Source organism: Myxococcales bacterium, assembly GCA_016706225.1.
Lineage (GTDB): Bacteria > Myxococcota_A > Polyangia > Polyangiales > Polyangiaceae > JADJKB01.
Genome location: JADJKB010000021.1, coordinates 887,581 through 903,229 on the forward strand (window position 1 = coordinate 887,581; position 15,649 = coordinate 903,229).

Annotated in this window: 13 protein-coding genes; 10 read left to right on the forward strand and 3 right to left on the reverse strand. The window is 66.8% G+C overall.

Translation table 11 applies throughout. The annotated features are described in order from the left end of the window. The first annotated feature begins 18 nt into the window (after positions 1-18). On the forward strand, positions 19-1,452 hold the full coding sequence (locus tag IPI67_28645) for a hypothetical protein (protein MBK7584156.1): 1,434 nt from the start codon (positions 19-21) through the stop codon (positions 1,450-1,452). A 59-nt stretch (positions 1,453-1,511) separates the two neighbouring features. On the opposite strand, the gene IPI67_28650 is transcribed toward IPI67_28645, so the two are convergent. Further along, entirely contained in the window at positions 1,512-3,626 is a 2,115-nt protein-coding gene (locus IPI67_28650; GenBank protein ID MBK7584157.1) for a hypothetical protein, read from the reverse strand. A gap of 338 nt (positions 3,627-3,964) precedes the next feature. Between IPI67_28650 and IPI67_28655 the strand changes: the two genes are divergently transcribed. From IPI67_28655 to IPI67_28690, 8 genes are all read left to right on the forward strand, one after another. Beyond that, a complete protein-coding gene (locus tag IPI67_28655) occupies positions 3,965-5,695 on the forward strand; it encodes an NAD-dependent malic enzyme (GenBank protein ID MBK7584158.1) in 1,731 nt (576 codons plus the stop codon). A 180-nt stretch (positions 5,696-5,875) separates the two neighbouring features. Next, on the forward strand, positions 5,876-8,167 hold the full coding sequence (locus IPI67_28660; GenBank protein ID MBK7584159.1) for a universal stress protein: 2,292 nt from the start codon (positions 5,876-5,878) through the stop codon (positions 8,165-8,167). Positions 8,168-8,329: 162 nt separating this feature from the next. Next, positions 8,330-8,902: a glutathione S-transferase family protein gene (locus tag IPI67_28665; protein ID MBK7584160.1), complete on the forward strand. Its 573-nt coding sequence runs from the start codon at positions 8,330-8,332 to the stop codon at positions 8,900-8,902. Further along, positions 8,902-9,747 carry an RNA polymerase sigma factor gene (locus IPI67_28670; protein ID MBK7584161.1) on the forward strand — a complete coding sequence of 282 codons (846 nt, stop codon included), beginning with the start codon at positions 8,902-8,904 and terminating at the stop codon, positions 9,745-9,747. Before IPI67_28665 ends, IPI67_28670 begins: the two co-directional genes overlap by 1 nt. 108 nt (positions 9,748-9,855) lie before the next feature. After that, complete coding sequence (locus IPI67_28675) at positions 9,856-10,905, forward strand: glycerol-3-phosphate dehydrogenase (GenBank protein ID MBK7584162.1); 1,050 nt, start codon at positions 9,856-9,858, stop codon at positions 10,903-10,905. Positions 10,906-10,909: 4 nt separating this feature from the next. After that, complete coding sequence (locus IPI67_28680; protein ID MBK7584163.1) at positions 10,910-12,421, forward strand: xylulose kinase; 1,512 nt, start codon at positions 10,910-10,912, stop codon at positions 12,419-12,421. Positions 12,422-12,717: 296 nt separating this feature from the next. Further along, on the forward strand, positions 12,718-13,002 hold the full coding sequence (locus IPI67_28685; GenBank protein MBK7584164.1) for a winged helix-turn-helix transcriptional regulator: 285 nt from the start codon (positions 12,718-12,720) through the stop codon (positions 13,000-13,002). Between the two features lie 56 nt (positions 13,003-13,058). After that, on the forward strand, positions 13,059-14,069 hold the full coding sequence (locus IPI67_28690; protein ID MBK7584165.1) for a zinc-binding dehydrogenase: 1,011 nt from the start codon (positions 13,059-13,061) through the stop codon (positions 14,067-14,069). A 9-nt stretch (positions 14,070-14,078) separates the two neighbouring features. On the opposite strand, the gene IPI67_28695 is transcribed toward IPI67_28690, so the two are convergent. After that, on the reverse strand, positions 14,079-14,405 hold the full coding sequence (locus tag IPI67_28695) for a hypothetical protein (GenBank protein MBK7584166.1): 327 nt from the start codon (positions 14,403-14,405) through the stop codon (positions 14,079-14,081). A gap of 117 nt (positions 14,406-14,522) precedes the next feature. On the opposite strand from IPI67_28695, the gene lepB reads away from it, so the two are divergent. After that, entirely contained in the window at positions 14,523-15,041 is a 519-nt protein-coding gene (gene lepB, locus IPI67_28700) for a signal peptidase I (GenBank protein MBK7584167.1), read from the forward strand. A gap of 33 nt (positions 15,042-15,074) precedes the next feature. On the opposite strand, the gene IPI67_28705 is transcribed toward lepB, so the two are convergent. Next, positions 15,075-15,629 carry an inorganic diphosphatase gene (locus IPI67_28705; GenBank protein ID MBK7584168.1) on the reverse strand — a complete coding sequence of 185 codons (555 nt, stop codon included), beginning with the start codon at positions 15,627-15,629 and terminating at the stop codon, positions 15,075-15,077. Positions 15,630-15,649 lie beyond the last annotated feature (20 nt).

The window sequence follows — 15,649 nt, forward strand, 5'->3', positions numbered from 1 at the left end:
ACAACCGTCGAACTTCGCATGAACAAGAAGCGCTTTGTCGCCGGCGTCGGCGGGCTCGCCGCGGCTCTCGCCGCCGCGCTCGCGGTGTTCGCGCTGTTCTTCGCGCGCCCGATGGCGTTGCGGATGGCCGTCGAGCGCGCCGCGGAGCACGGCGTCGTCCTCGAACCCAAGCAGGCCTCGCTCCACTTCGGCTCGGTCACGCTGACCGGCTCCAAGTTCTCACTCGCGGGCCTGCCCGCCATCCACGGCAATATCCGCGAGCTCGACGTGTCGCTGCGCTGGACGCAGCCGGTCGGGCTCAAGCTCACCGGCGTCGACGTAGAGGCCAGCGGCTCGGCGGCAACCCTGGCGCTCGGTGTCAGCGAGTGGGCCAAGCGTTACCCGCAGACATTGCGCATGCCAACCGAGGCTCGAGAGGCGTCCCTCGTCTGGCGCAAGGCCACGGACGCGGAGCCGTGGCTCACGCTCTCGGGCGGTACGGCCACGCGCTCCGGCGCGATGACCCAGGTCAGCACCGAGAAGAGCGTGCTCGGTGTGTGCCCCGAGCTTGACGAGGGCGCGACGAGCTGTCCCGATCTGGGAAAACTCGGCGCGGCATGGACCAGTGACGAGGCCCAGGTCGTGATCGGCTTCGGAGTCGAGGACCCGAACCGGGCGCCGGTGCGGTTCGAGATCAAACACGCGTTGGCCGAACCCACTGCGGACATCACCCTCTCGCCGGTCGCCCTCGAGCGCCTCGCCGGGCCGTTCGGCGTGAAGCTCCCAGTGAAGAACGTCACCGCCAGTGGCACCGTGCACCTGGTCATGCCCAAGGGTCTCGACGGCGGCGCTGTGACCGGCACCCTCGACGCTTCACTGAAGGGTTACATCCCGCCCCACCCGCGAGAGCTCGACGGTTTCGTGTTTGGGGACACCACCACCCTCTCCGCCAAGCTGCGTGTGGACGAAGCCCGTGAGCGCGCCGACCTGTCTGACGTCAAGGTCACCGCCGGCGCATTCAAGCTCGCAGGTACGGGCAGCGTGGCGCGACAAGACGACCATGGCGCGCTCGAGCTCGAGCTGAAAGGCAGCTTGCCTTGCTCCGCGTTGGCCGGAGCCGCCGCCGACAGTTACCTGGGGCGCGCGCTGGGGGGGCTGGCCGGGGATCTGGCGCGGCAGCTCATCAAGGGCAGTGTTGCCATCAAGGTCGGGATCTCGGCCCGCTCGGACGATCTGGAGCACGCAAAGGTCACGAAGGCCGTCGGGGTCGGTTGCGGGCTCAAGCCACTCAAGATCGGCGACCTCGACATCGGCGAGATCCTGGGCAAACTGCCGCCGCTGCCGAGCTCGTTGCCGCCACTGCCCAGCGGTCTTCCGGCGTTGCCGAAGATCGAATTCAAGGTCGACCCACCCAAGCCCGCGCCCAAACCCGTCGCACCCAAGCCCGACACCCCCAAGTCGAACTCCCCCTGACTCGACCCCGCAGTGCGCGCCGATGTTCGGAGCTGGAAACGAAATCGGCTCCTGTCCGCTCAGCGCCCGAGCGTCGCCAGCGTGGCAATGGCCAACCGCGTTCGCTCCTTCGCTTCACTCTCCAGCTCGTGGATTCGCACGCGCGTGCGTTTTGCCTGGTCCTCGGCGGCGAGCAGCCGCTTGGCAATGTCCTCGGAGCCCCGGGTCCGCCCGAGCGCTCGCGCGTGCTCGCGCAGGCGCACGATGTCCGCTTCGAGCTCCAGTCGCTCGGCCCTGCGTTTTCCCAGCGCGCCCCGTCGCACCTCCGCTTCGAGCATCAGCTCTGCAGCCCGCTTGACCACGTTGGCCTGCCGTGCGGGCACCGACGCCGCCAGCCGCTGCAGCTTGCGCGAGTCGATGCGCCGCGGATCGAGCCGCCGACTCAGCCCCTCGTCGACCTCCAGCTTCTTCTCGAGCTTCGCCCGCGGCCCGATCTTGAAGACCGCCGACGCGGCCCCCGCGTTCGAGTCCCAGGTCAGCTCATCGGCGCCGGTGACCTTGGCGTTGTTGACGTATCCGAGCTTCAAGAACACGTCGCGCCCCGAACCGCTGCGGTTCTCCAGCGCGTAGCTCACCACGTGGTGCCGCACGAAGTGTTCGACGAACTGCCCTCGGTCGAAGGCGAGCAAGCGGGTCTTGTCCTTGAAGTCCGCCGCAGCCTGGCTGAGCTCCACGTCCAGGTCGACACCGAACGTGATCACCTGCGTCTCTTTGGGCTTCATGCGCGCGAGCGCCGCTTCACCCGAGAAACCACCGTCGGAGAACACCGCCAGCGTGCCCGGCGGCAAAGTCTGATTGCCCTGATGGGTCAGGTGCACCGCGCTTCGAGCGCTCTCCCCCGCGGCAGAGAAGAACGCGATCCGACGCGCCGCGATCCCGTCGCCCAGGAAGGGCATGAGCGCCGAGCCGTGGGCCCGGAGATCGACCGGTTGTTTCAGCGTGTAGCGAAACATGGCGCCTGCCTCGACGCCCTCCGCCGGTGCGACGCCCGCCAGATTACCCACCGACAGCATGGAGCTCGCGCTGGCCGCGCCGACGCTGCCAGTGCCGCCGCCGTGTCCCAAGGTGCCGATGCTGCCGAGCCCAATGCCTTCGCCGCGACCTCCGCCGCCCTCACCAATCCCCGCGAGCCCGAGCCCTCCGGCTCCGAAGCTCTCACCGGTCCACATCGAGTCTGGCGTCTGATCCATCAACTGCGGCACCGTAGCGAGCTCGTTCTCCGGCGTGACGAGCTCGCGGCGCGCGTAGCGCGGCGCTGCCAGAGGAAACAGGAAGCTGTCTGGTCGGCCATTCACCAGATCGATCTGCACACTCTTCCACTCTTCGTCGGTGTCGTTGTGCAAGAGCGCCCAACCTTGCAGCTTGCTCGTGTCGCCGGCCTTGTCGGCGAGCACCAGGCGATATGTGACGCGCCAGACCGGGGTCTCCGCGACGTAGCCGAGTGACACACTCTTGGCGCCAGAGGCTCTCACTCGCAGTTCCTTCATGACGCGCGCGCTGCGGTCGCCAAGCGCGTCGAGCGCCGAGCCGAGTCGCGCGGCGTACGCCGGATCCGTGGGCCGCACGGAGGTGAGCTCCGCAACCTTGATGCGCCGCAGCTCCCCGGCCTTGGTGAAGAGCACCACCACGGGTTGTTTCTGCATCGCGCAGCTCGGCTCACCGGCTTTTGCACCGGCCACCGGCACACACTCTTCGAGGTCACTCGTCGCCGAGTCCGAGAGCTCCACCACCTTGCCCGTCAGCGAGAGCGAGCCGGCCTTGAGCTGGACCTCGGCGCCCTTCAAGCTCTTCAACATCGCGTGCAGAGTGAGCGGCGCCTCCTCCGCGCCGAGTCCCGCCATCGAGCGGGCCATGCCGCGACTGATGCTGCTGCCGAACTCGACCCCAGCCACACTGCCGCCCTTCGGATCGTCTGTCAGGACCACGAGCGTCTTCAGTGCGTCGTCGAGGTGTCCCGCGGGCACCGGCAGCGCCGCAGGGCGTCCATTCATGCTCCCCGTTCGCTCGAAATAACCGACGCCGGTCTCGTACAGGCGCACCCGCTTGAGGGGCAACGTGGCGGGCTCCGCCAGCGCAACCTGCGCGGCTCCGAGCACCAAACAAGCAGAAATGAAAGCAGAACGCGGCCTCAGCATGCGTCTCCTCCTGACGGGTTCGAAAAGGAGCCGACGCTCCGAATGGAACCCCAGACACCGCTTCGAGCCGAGGGTTCCGGGCCGCACCAATGAAACGAGCGCGCCGTGCTCCGCGACCCGGCAATCGAAGCCAGAAGAGCGGCGAAGAGCGCCCACATCCCCGCGCCTGCGCGGCGCGGACTTCGACGGGCGTCTGTGACCAAGGTTGGCGGCGGGTGGCCCGCGCGCAGTGCTTGCGCGGTGCGGTTCGGAGCAAGGCACAGGCACGAATGAAACGCGCGGGCGCGACGACGAGAGCGGCTCGCCCCGTCGTGGCGCTCTGGTATACAAACCTAGAAATGAGCGACTCCCTCGATGATCTCGGCGGCGCGAAGGTGATCCAGACCCGCAAAGCCGGCGTCTGGCTCTTGCATAACCCCTCGACGAACCAGGGCACGGCGTACGGCCGCGCTCAGCGGGACGACCTCCGCGTGAGAGGCATGGTCCCGTACAAAGTCACGAGCCTCGAAGAGCAAGCGGAGCTCGCGATCGCGCAGATCCGCGCCAAGACTTCGCCGCTGGAGCAGTACATCGGGCTCGCCAGCCTTCAAGATCGCAACGAGGTGCTCTTTTATCGCGTGCTGGTCGACCACGTCGCTGAGCTGATGCCCATCGTCTACACCCCCACGGTGGGTGAGGCGTGCCAAAAATTCAGCCACATCTACCGCAGCGCGCGCGGCCTCTGGATCACCCCCGACGACGTCGACGAGATCCCGCGGGTGCTCCGGAACTCACCGTTCAAAGACATCCGATTGATCGTCGCCACCGACAACGAGCGCATTCTGGGGCTCGGCGACCAAGGCTGCGGCGGCATGGGAAACCCCATCGGCAAGCTCGCACTCTACGTCGCCGGCACCGTCATCCATCCTTCCAAGTGCCTACCCGTGAGTCTCGACGTCGGCACGGACAACGCGACCCTCCGCGGCGACCCGCTCTACCTCGGCTACCCCAAAAAACGCCTGCGTGGCCCGGAGTACGACGACTTCATCGAGGCCTTCGTGCGGGCAGTGCGCGAGGTCTTTCCGCGCGCCATCTTGCAGTGGGAAGACTTCCACAAGGATCGCGCGTTCACGCTGCTCGAGCGCTACCGGCACCGCATCGTCTCCTTCAACGACGACATTCAAGGCACCGCCAGCGTGACGGTGGCTGGCATCCTGGCCTCCCTGCGCATCACGAAACAGCGCATGGCCGCTCAACGAGTGGTCTTCATGGGGGCGGGCGCCGCATGCACGGGTATCGCACGGCTGTGCGCCCTGGCGATGCGCGCCGACGGCGCGGACGACGCGACGATTCGCCGGGCGCTGGTCGCCTTCGACAGCGGAGGCCTGCTGCACGACGGGCGCAACATCGACGAACCGCACAAACACGAGCTGGCGATATCTCGTGAAGCACTCCTGAGCCACGGGCTCGACCCGAGCACCGAGCTTTCACCCGTCGATGTCATCCAGAAGCTGAGGCCGACGATCTTGGTGGGCGCCTCCGCCCGCGCCGGCACGTTCACCCGCGAGATGCTCGAGGCGATGGCAGCGCACGTCGAGCGGCCGCTGGTCTTGCCACTGAGCAACCCCACCAGCAAGGCGGAGTGTACGCCGACGCAAGCCCTGGAATGGACGAGCGGCCGCGCGATCGTGGCCACCGGCAGCCCCTTCGACGACGTGGAGAGCGGTGGGCGCCGTCACGTGGTCGGCCAGGCCAACAACGTCTTCATCTTCCCGGGGGTCGGTCTCGGCGCCGCCATCGCCGAGGCCCGGGAGGTGACGACCGAGATGTTCCACATCGCTTCTGCCACCCTGGCGCGCTCGGTGACCGAGGAGCGCCTCGCCCAGAACGCGATCTTCCCCCACCAGAGCGAGCTGCGCCGGGTCAGCTTCGAGATCGCGTGCGCCGTCGTGCGTTACGCGAGCGACAACAACCTCGGCCGGCGCATCCATCCGGAGGACGTCGAGGCCACGGTGCGTCGGGTGGTGTGGGATCCGGGCTACGCGCCCGTCGTCCACTCCGACGACGCGCCGCTGAGCCGCGTGTACTGAGCCGCCTCGATTAGCGCCCTGCGAACGCAAAGGGAGGCGCTCGTTTCGCCGCGCCGCGCCCCATGACCGGCCGCTCACCCACGGACCAATCCGGCAGCAATCACCTCCGCCGCACAACATTGGGCTGGCGGCGAGGGGCCTCGCGGCGTATCCGGTTCGCCGCCCGAGCCATTCTCGCCAATGTCCCACGTCAATCACAAACTATCCGGTTCCATCGAGGGGGCCCTTGCGGGGGGTGGTGATCCCGCAACCTCGCCGCTCTACGTCTTCGGCCCGTACCTGAACCTGCTGGTCGCGTCGGGAGTGGCCTCGGTGGTCTTCGGGTCAGCCATCTGGTTGGCCGTGCTGACCGTCGTGACCGTGTCGCTCATGTATCGGCTGGTCATGCGCTGGGTCACCGATGGCAGCGGTGGCAGCGGCTTGAACGAGGAAGAGTTCGGCAGCTGGGCCGTGCTCATCAACGCCGGCATCACCATCATCGAGTACACGCTGACCTTCCTGGTGAGCATCGCGGCGCTGGTCACGTTCCTGGCCGACCGCTTCCCGGTCTTCAACACCTCCGTCTTCGGGCTGCCCGCACGAACGGTCGCCGCAATCGTCGCGACGTTGTTGATCGGTTTTGCGGTGAACCTGGGTCCGAAGGTCGCCGCGCGCACGTTCGGACCGGCCACAGCCGCCATCCTGGTGCTCTTGTGGGCGATGATCATCGCAACGATTGCCAGGTTCGGGATCCGCCTCCCGACCCTGGACTGGGCGGCCTTTGCTCCGGCAAATATCCACATCACTCTGGGTGGGTACGCGCGGATCCTGGCCCTGATGACCGGGATCGAGATCTTCGCCAATCTGGTCGCGGCCTACGAGGGGCCGGCCAAGGAGCGTTCGCGCAAGGCCTTCGGCAGCCTGCTCATCATCATGGGCACGACCTCGTTGACGATGCTGGTGGTGGGGCCCGCCATCTTCGAGCTTGCCGATCCCTCGAAACACGAGGTGTCCGTCTTCACCCAGACGATGGACAAACTCCTGCCCGCACCGCTGCCCTACATCGGCACGCTGATCGGCGTCGCGGTGCTCCTGTCCGCCGCGGCCGCAGCCGCCCAGGGCATCCAGAACCTGAGTCTCGGGCTGCGCTTCCGGCACTACATTCCGGCCTGGCTCGGCTCCAAGAACCGCTACGGCGTCGCCGCTGCGCCCGTCTGGTTGCAGGTCGGCCTGTGCCTCGTGTGCTTCGTGCTGTTCGGCACTCACGAGGAGACCTACCTCGCCCTCTACGCCGCCGGCGTGTTCATCCTGCTCAGCCTGACGGGCTGGGCTGCGGTCAAGCGCCTGGTCCGAGAAAATCGCATCAAGCTCACTCTGCCCGGCGCCGCGGCCATTGGCGGCACCGGGCTCGCCGCGCTCATGACCACCGGCGCGACTCTGGTGATCTTCGAAGAACGCTTCATGGACGGCGCCTGGATGTACGTGGTGCTCGTGCCGATCTTCTACGTCGTGCTCGGCCGTTTTCGGAAGCGGCTCGGCGCGCCGCTCAAGGTCGAAGAGCGCTTCGGACAGGTCATCGCCGCGAGCAACCTCTCTCCCGCCGCGGGTGAAGCGCTCTATCCGGGTGTCACCTACGAGAACATCCTGGTTCCGCTCGATCTGACCCCGTCCGCGGAGCTGAGCCTGGCGCAAGCCCAGACGATGGCCCGCAACTACACTGGCAAGATCCGCTTGATGTACGTCGTGCCGCCCGACGCGGCGAACGTCGGCGAGAATCAGCGCGCCGCAGAGGAATACCTGGGAGACGTCGCCGAGGATCTCGGCATGGGCGGCTACAACTCCGAGCAGGTGATTCGGGCCGGAGTGCCGGCGGAGCAGATCGGCATCGATGCCGCTTCGGGTCAGGTCGATCTGGTCGTCATGAGCATCCACGCCCGCGCGATGGTTCGACGCTGGGTGCTGCCCAGCGTCACGACCGCTGTGATCCATCAGACCACCGCGCCGGTGCTGGTCATCCGTCCCACGGACGAGTGGGGGAGCACACGGACCCGTTTCCGCCACCTCCTGGTAGCGCTGGACGGTTCGGCGGTGTCAGAAGAGGTCTTGCCGCATGTTCACGCCATCGCCTCGGGCTTTGGCAGTGCGGTGACCCTCCTGACGGTGGTCGAAGGCTCGGAGTCGGACAACTTCATCGACACCATCACCAAGTACCTATCCGGTGTGTGTGACGGGCTTTCGTTGAAGGGTGTCACAGCGCACCCATGCGTCGCCCACGCCTCGCCAACTCAGGCAATCCTGGATACCGCGGCCGAAAAGCAATGTGATCTGATCATGATGGTCACTCACGGCCGTGGCGGGGTCGAACGCTTGCAGAAGGTCAAGGTGGGCAGCGTCGCGGAAGCCGTGCTGCAGAAGGCGCCGTGTCCGGTCTTTCTCGTCTCCGCTGGAGCGGGACCGTTGGTCCGCACGAAAGATAGCAGCGAGGCCGCGTAGCGCGACCCGCCCCACACCGCGTTCGGCTGCTCGGGCCCGCTGGGCGGCGCACCGGCGCTGGTGGTGCGTGCGCGCCAACAAAGACGATTGGTTCCCGACGTTTGGCAGGCAGGGCCGCGCGGATCGTCTCAGCTGACGAACCCCAAACAAGGGCAGGCCACCATGTCACAGATCAAATTGTTCGGTTTCGCTCCCAGCACCTACGTCCGTACGGCCCGCATGACGTGCGCCGAGGTCGGAGAAACGCACGATCTCCAACCGCTGGAGTTCAAACAGCCGTCCCATCTGGCGCTGCACCCGTTTGGCAAGATGCCAGTGCTCGAGCACGAAGGCCTGGTGCTGTTCGAGACGCTCGCCATCACCAGCTACCTCGACGACACCTTCGGCAACGGACAACTGCAGCCGAAAGACGCAAAACAGCGAGCCAAGATGCTGCAGTGGGTCAGCGCTTGCATAGACTACATCTACCCGGACGTCGTGACCCCGTTTCACGAGACCGCCAGCGGCGAGCTCCGAGAAAAGGCCCGCGCTCACTTGAGCGCCATGGACAAAGCCCTCGACCAGTCGGCCTTTCTGGCCGGCGACACGCTCAGCTTGGCCGATCTCTTTGCCTATCCAATGGTCGAATACTGCGCGGCGAAGGCCGGCGCCGAGGTGGGACAAGGCATGGACAATCTCGCCCGTTGGCGCGCTGCGATTGCGAAACGCGAGAGCGCGCGGGAGACTTCGGCGTGATGAATGCCGCGAGCAATCCCATCGACCAAGAATTGCTCGGCGCTGCGCAGCGTGGGGACCGACGTGCCTTCGACCGTTTGTTCGCGGAGCACGTCCCCAAGCTGCGCGGCGTAGTTCGGCGTTTGGTCGGCCATCCCGACCACGTCGACGACCTCTCTCAGCAGGCGCTGCTGAAGGCGTACGAGAACATCTCCGGTTTCCGCGGCGAAGCCGCGCCGAGCACCTGGTTGTGTTCCATCGGCACCCGCCTGGCGCTCGACCACCTACGCGCGCGCAAACGCTGGCGTGAGAAAGCCCAGGTCATCTTCGCCAGCCGCTGCCTGGAGGACGAAACCATGGGCGGCGAAGTGGGCCAGGCCCTGGGCAGTCCCGCTTACTCGTACGACGTACGGGAGCACATTGCATATTGCTTCACCTGCGTGGGACGCACGCTCGAGCCGGAAGCTCAAGCCGCCCTGGTCCTGCGCGACGTCATGGACCTCTCCAACGACGAAGCGGCGAAGGCGCTGGAGATCAGCACCTCGGTGCTCCGGCATCACCTGGCGTCGGCTCGTGAGCAAATGCAGCACAGCTACGAAGGCCTGTGTGCGCTCGTGAACAAACAGGGCGCATGTTGGCAGTGCGCGGGGCTGCGCGAGGTCTCGCCGCCAGGCAAACAAGGCGAGCCTGCACCGGACACTCTGCTCTGGCCACGCCGACTCGAGATCGTTCGCGAGGCAGCCTTGGGCACCGGCATGACCGCCGCGCTCCACGAGGTCTTCTTTCGCCGCACGGAGGAGCAGGAAGAAGCGCGCATGGGTGACGAATCTGCGAGCACCAACTGCGGTCGCCCGAACAGCGGGTAGGACTCGCTGGCAGCGCCGGCGACGCGGGCGCGAAAAGCAGAGCCCTGGCGCCGCCCGCCACCGCTTCGGCCCTTCCCCAGCCGCCGCCACCACGGCATGCTGCCGGTCATGGCAGTCGTCACCGTGGTCGGGGCGGGCATGATGGGCACCGCCCTTTGTTTGCCGCTCTTCGACGCGGGGCACGACGTACGATTGGTCGGTACGCACCTCGATCGCGAGATCATCGAGAGCCTGCGGGCACGGGGCCACCACCCGAAGCTCGCATTCGACGTGCCTCGGGCGATCCGCCCATTCTTTCTGGAAGAGCTCGCCGAAGCCCTGCGCGACGTGGACATCATTGGTGTCGGGGTCAGCTCGGCGGGCGTGCGCTGGGCGGGGGACCAGCTCGCTCCCTTCGTGCGGGCAGAGGTCCCGGTCGTGATGATCAGCAAAGGCCTCGAGTGGTCGGGCAGCTCCCTCGATGTTCTGCCCGACGTGCTCGAGGGCTGCTTGGCACCGGAACTGCGCGGCAAGATCAGCCCGGCGGCCATTGCAGGGCCATGCATCGCCGGAGAGCTGGCTCGGCGCGTCGAGACCTGCGTCGTCGTGACCGGGCGCGACCGCGCAAAGCTCGACCGGCTCTGCCAAGCGCTGACCACGCCGTACTACCACCCGTTCGCCAGCTCCGACGTCATCGGCGTCGAGGTCTCCGCAGCGCTCAAGAACGCATACGCGATGGGCATCGCCTTCGCGCTCGGGATCCACGAGCGGAACGGCGGCGCGGCTGGCAGCATCGCGCTCCACAACTACGAAGCCGCGGTCTTTGCCCAGGCGGTCGGCGAGATGCGATGCGTAATCCGGGCGCTGTCGGGTGATCCGGACACCGCCTCGGGACTGGCGGGTGTAGGGGATCTCGATGTCACCACCAACGGGGGACGCACGGGACGCTTCGGCAAGCTGCTGGGCGCCGGCCTCTCGGTTGCGGAAGCCGTCGACCGCATGCAGGGCGCGACGCTGGAGTGCCTCGACATTTTGAAATCGATGCGCGCCGCGCTGCCCATGCTGCGAAGTCGAGGCTCGCTGCATGTCGACAGCGTGCCCCTGCTCGAGCACATGGCAGAGGTCGCCCTAGACGGGCGCCCGGTCGACATGCCGTTCGCCCGTTTCTTCAGGAGCTGAGCCGATGTTGGTTCTTGGCATCGACTCCAGCACCACGGCCACCAAGGCCATCGCCTGGGATCCACACGGCACAGCGGTAGCAGAGGGGCGTTCTGCCTTCGAGCTCTCGAACCCCGACGTGAACGCCTGGGAGCAAGATGCCGAGTCCTGGTGGTCCGCCGCGCGCCTCGCGATTGCGGAGTGTGTGCGAGGGCTGGGCCCGCGAGCCCGTGAGATCGCTGCCCTCTCCATCGCACACCAACGCGAGACCTTCGTGCTCACCGATGACGATGGCAAACCGCTGTGCCCCGCCATCGTCTGGATGGACAGCCGCGGCGGCGACCAGGTGACGCGAGCCGTCGAACGCTTCGGGGCGAGCCGTCTGCACGAGCTCTCCGGCAAACCGCCGTGTATCACGCCATCGGTCTACAAACTGATGGCGCTCTTCGGGCGTCGCCCGGACCTCGCGAAGGCTCGGCCCAGAGTGCTCGACGTGCACGCCTTTCTCGCCTGGCGCCTCACCGGTCGTTGCGCCACGTCGCTTGCTTCCGCCGATCCGCTCGGTCTGGTCGACATGCAAGCCCGCAGCTGGTCCGACGAGCTGCTTGCGCTCGCGGATCTGGCCAAAGCGCAGCTGCCCGAGCTGGTGGAGCCCGGCGCGGAGCTCGGTCACCTCGACGCTCAGATCGCCGCGACCATCGGCCTCCGCGCCGGTCTGCCGGTCATCGCCGGTGCCGGGGATGGGCAGGCCGCCGGGCTCGGCGCGGGGATCTCCGGGCCGGGCCGCGCGTACCTGAACCTGGGCACCGCCATCGTCTCGGGCCTCTTGTCGAACGACTACCGCATCAACAACGCGTTTCGTACGCTCTACGCGGCCTCGCCGGGCACGTTCTTCCTGGAGACCGATCTCAAGGGCGGAACCTTCATCTTGAACTGGCTCGCGGAGAAGCTGCTGGGCGCGCGCGACACCGGCGAGGCGCTAGGCAAGCTGGAGGCAGAGGCCACCGAACTTCGCGCCGGCTCTGACGGTCTGATGTTGGTTCCTTACTGGAACGGCGTGATGAATCCGTACTGGGACGACGACGCCACCGGGATCATGGTGGGGTTGACCGGCCGCCACGGTGCGGCGCACGTGTATCGTGGCGTTCTCGAAGGGATCGCGTTCGAGCAACGCCTGCACACTCGCGCCGTCGAGACCGCCCTCGAGAGCCCCGTCGAAGAGCTGATCGTGATGGGCGGCGGCTCGAGGAGCGAGCTGTGGTGCCAGATCATCTCGGACGTGCTCGAGACCCGAGTGTTGCGCGCACGGACCGCCGAGGCCACGGCGCTCGGAGCTGGGATCTTGGCCGCGGTCGGCGCGGGGCTGCACGCAGATCTCGAGACCGCCACCCGTCACATGACTGGTACTGCCGAGCGCTTCAGCCCCGGCCCGAACAGCGCGCGCTACGGTGAGCTCTATCGGGAGGTGTACGAGAAACTCTACCCCTCACTCCGCGGCCCTCTCGAGCGGCTCTCAGAGCTGACCCGCGGCGCCTGAGCCAGGGGCGCCTGAGCCAGGTCTAGAGTGCCGAACAGGTTGAAGTTCGTTTGTTTTCCGGGACTTGCAAGGTGTTCGGCGCTCGCGCGCGGAGCGCGCACGGCCGAAGGCCGGGGGTTTGGGGCGCAGCCCCAACGTAAAGGTCCTAGAACACGAGCAGCGCAAGCTGATCGGTGTTCTAGGGCCCCTAAACCGGAGCGGCAGTAGGCAGCGAGCAATCTTCTGAGCCGGTCTTGACACACTTCGACAAACGTCGTATTGATGTCGGCGTGTCACGGGATGGAGACGTCAAGCGGCTGAGCCGAGCGTTCAAGGCGCTCAGCAATCCCAATCGGCTGCAGCTGTTCCTCAACTTGCTCGAAGAGAGCCGGCTCGATCTCGCCAAGGGCCGGGTGCATGACTGTTTCCTGGCCGGCGTGCTGAACAACCTCAACATCGGTGCTCCGACGGTAAGCCACCACGTCAAAGAGCTGGAAGACGCCGGGCTCATCGAGACCTCCCGGGATGGCAAGCAGCTGGTCTGCACCATCCGCCCGGACGCCATGGCCTCCTTGCGCGCGATCTTCGAAGCCGGCCGCTGAGCGCCCTTTTTTTGCCCTAAAACTTCGACAGTTGTCGAACTATATGGAGAACTGAAATGCAAACTGCTGAACGCCAAGTGATTGCCATCGAGAAGTTCGGTCCCGCCAAGTCCCTCGCCCTCCGGCAGAGGCCCCGGGAAGAGGTCGGCGACGACGACGTTGCCATCGCGGTGAAGTACTCGGGCATCAACTTCGCCGACATCCAGATGCGGCTCGGGTTCTACCCGGACGCACCGAAGCGGCCCTTCGTGCCCGGCTACGAGGTGAGCGGCACTGTCGAGCAGGTCGGGAAGAACGTGGCGCGCTTCAAGGTCGGCGACCCCGTCGTGGCGGGGACCTATTTCGGCGGCTACGCCTCGCAGGTCAGTGTGCCGGCCATTCAGGCTTTTCCGTTGCCCCAGAGCACCGGTTTGGCCGAGGCCGCCGCGCTCCCGGTGAGCTTCTTCACGGCCGAGCTGGCGCTGTTCGAGATGGGACGCGTTCGCGCCGGCGACCGCGTGCTGATCGAGTGTGCGACCGGCGGCGTGGGCACGCTGGCGGTGCAGATGGCGCTCCGCGCCGGCGCCGAGGTCGTCGGGCTGACGACGACGGCGGCAAAAAAGCAATACATCGCCGCGCTCGGCGCAACCCCCTACACCCGCGACGAGTTTTTCGCCGATCCGAGCATCAACGGCTTCGACTTCATCCTGCAAGCCTCGGGGGGCAAGGACATCAAGAGGCAGCTGCCGCGCCTGGGTCTCACCGGCCGTATGGTGTGCATGGGGTTGAACTCCGGCGTGAACGACGGCAAGCGAGATTTCGTGCGCATCGCCCGGGCCGTGCTCTCGACGCCGCGGCTCTCGGTGCTCGATCTGTTGAACCACAACCAGGGAGTCTTTGGCCTGAATGCGCTGCACGTGCTGCGCGATCCCAAGTGGGTGGAGAAACTGACGGCGAAGCTCGAGCGTGTCACCGACATGCAGCTCGCGCCCCACGTCGGCAAAGTGTTCCCCGCCAACGAGGCGGCGGCCGCACATCGCTACCTCGAGACGCGGCAGGCCACAGGTAAGGTCTTGCTCGAGTGGTGAGCGGCGAGCTCAGCTCTTGCCGGGGGGCGGCTCGGCGTAGGGCCCAGGTTTCTTTTCAGGTTCGAGCGGACCCTCGGGGTGCGGGTTCGGCATGGAGAGACAGACCTGAGGTTCGGGCTCGGGGCCCGCGTCGCTCTCCGGCTCGGGCGGCGGAATGGGCGACAGGCACACCTGGGGTTCCGGCTCGACCGAGAGGCACGGCTGAGGCTGCGACAAACAAGGCTGGGGCTCCCCGCCGTCGGGCGGACGGCAGCCATCTGCCGCGAGCACGGTCAACGCCGCCGCCATCAGCTTCGCGCGTCGGGCCAGGATCCGCTGGCGATCGTCGTTGCTCATCCTTGCCCGAGGATACACGCCCGTGGACCTCGCGGGAATGCGGCGCCTCGCGGCCGGGTTCTGAGCCACATGCCGAGCTCACCGCGAGACCCCCAGGGCCCACGGGGCTGGGTTTTCATGGCGGTCGCGTGTGCGGGTGTGCTCGTCGCACGTTCGTCCCTCGCTGACCACTATCGAGTGCCGACCGGTTCGATGCGCCCCAACGTGGTCGAGGGCGACCGCATCATCGTCGACAAACTCGCCTACGGCCTGCGAGTACCGTTCACCCACCTGCGCGTCGGCAGTCACGACGGACCGGCCCGCGGCGACGTAGTCGTGCTCGACTCGCCGGAAGATGGGCGCGTGCTCCTGAAACGCGTCGCGGCCGTTCCAGGCGACCGAGTGGCGGTGCGCCACGGCGAGGTTCTGCTGGACGGTTTGCCCGCGCGGCACACGTACACGCTAGCGCTGGACCACGACGGCGGTCCCGATCTGGACGACACGACCGTGCCAGACGACCTCTACCTGGTGCTCGGAGACAATCGGGGCAATAGCCACGACGGCCGTGCCTTCGGCCTCGTATCGCGCGACGCGATCCTGGGGCGAGCTCTCGCCGTTTGTCTGCGAGACGGCGGCTGGTTCTGGCAGCCGCTGTGAACGCCGCCGCGCGGGCCGCCGGTAGCGCGGTCCTCAGCCCCAGCCTCGCAGCCGGCTCTCCTCCTTGCGGTAGAGCTCGATGGCCTCTTCGATGATGCGCTCGGCCTCGATGCGGCCGACGGGATCTTCCGCCACGATGTCTTTTCTCGCCTCGAGTGATTTGTAGTCCAGGAAAAATCGCTGGATCTCCCGGGCCAGGTGCCGAGGCAGCTCTTCGATTTCCTTGTAGTCGTTGAACGCTGGGTCGTGCAGGTGCACGGCGATGATCTTGTCGTCGGCCTTCCCACCATCGACCATGCGCACCAGCCCAATGGGCCGAGCCACCATGATGCACATCGGTTCGACCGACTCGCTGCACAAGACCAAGATGTCGAGTGGATCCCCGTCGCCGCAGTAGGTTCGAGGGATGAAACCGTAGTTCGCAGGGTAGTGGACCGAGCTGTGCAAGATCCGATCGACCCGCAAGAGCCCGGTGGGTTTGTCGAGCTCGTATTTGACCTTCGAGCCTCGCGGGATCTCGATCAGCGCGTTGACGGCGTCGGCGGGCGACGGCGAGCGGCTCGGGAGCTCGTGCCAGGAATGAACCATACCCGGCAGTCTATCCGCCC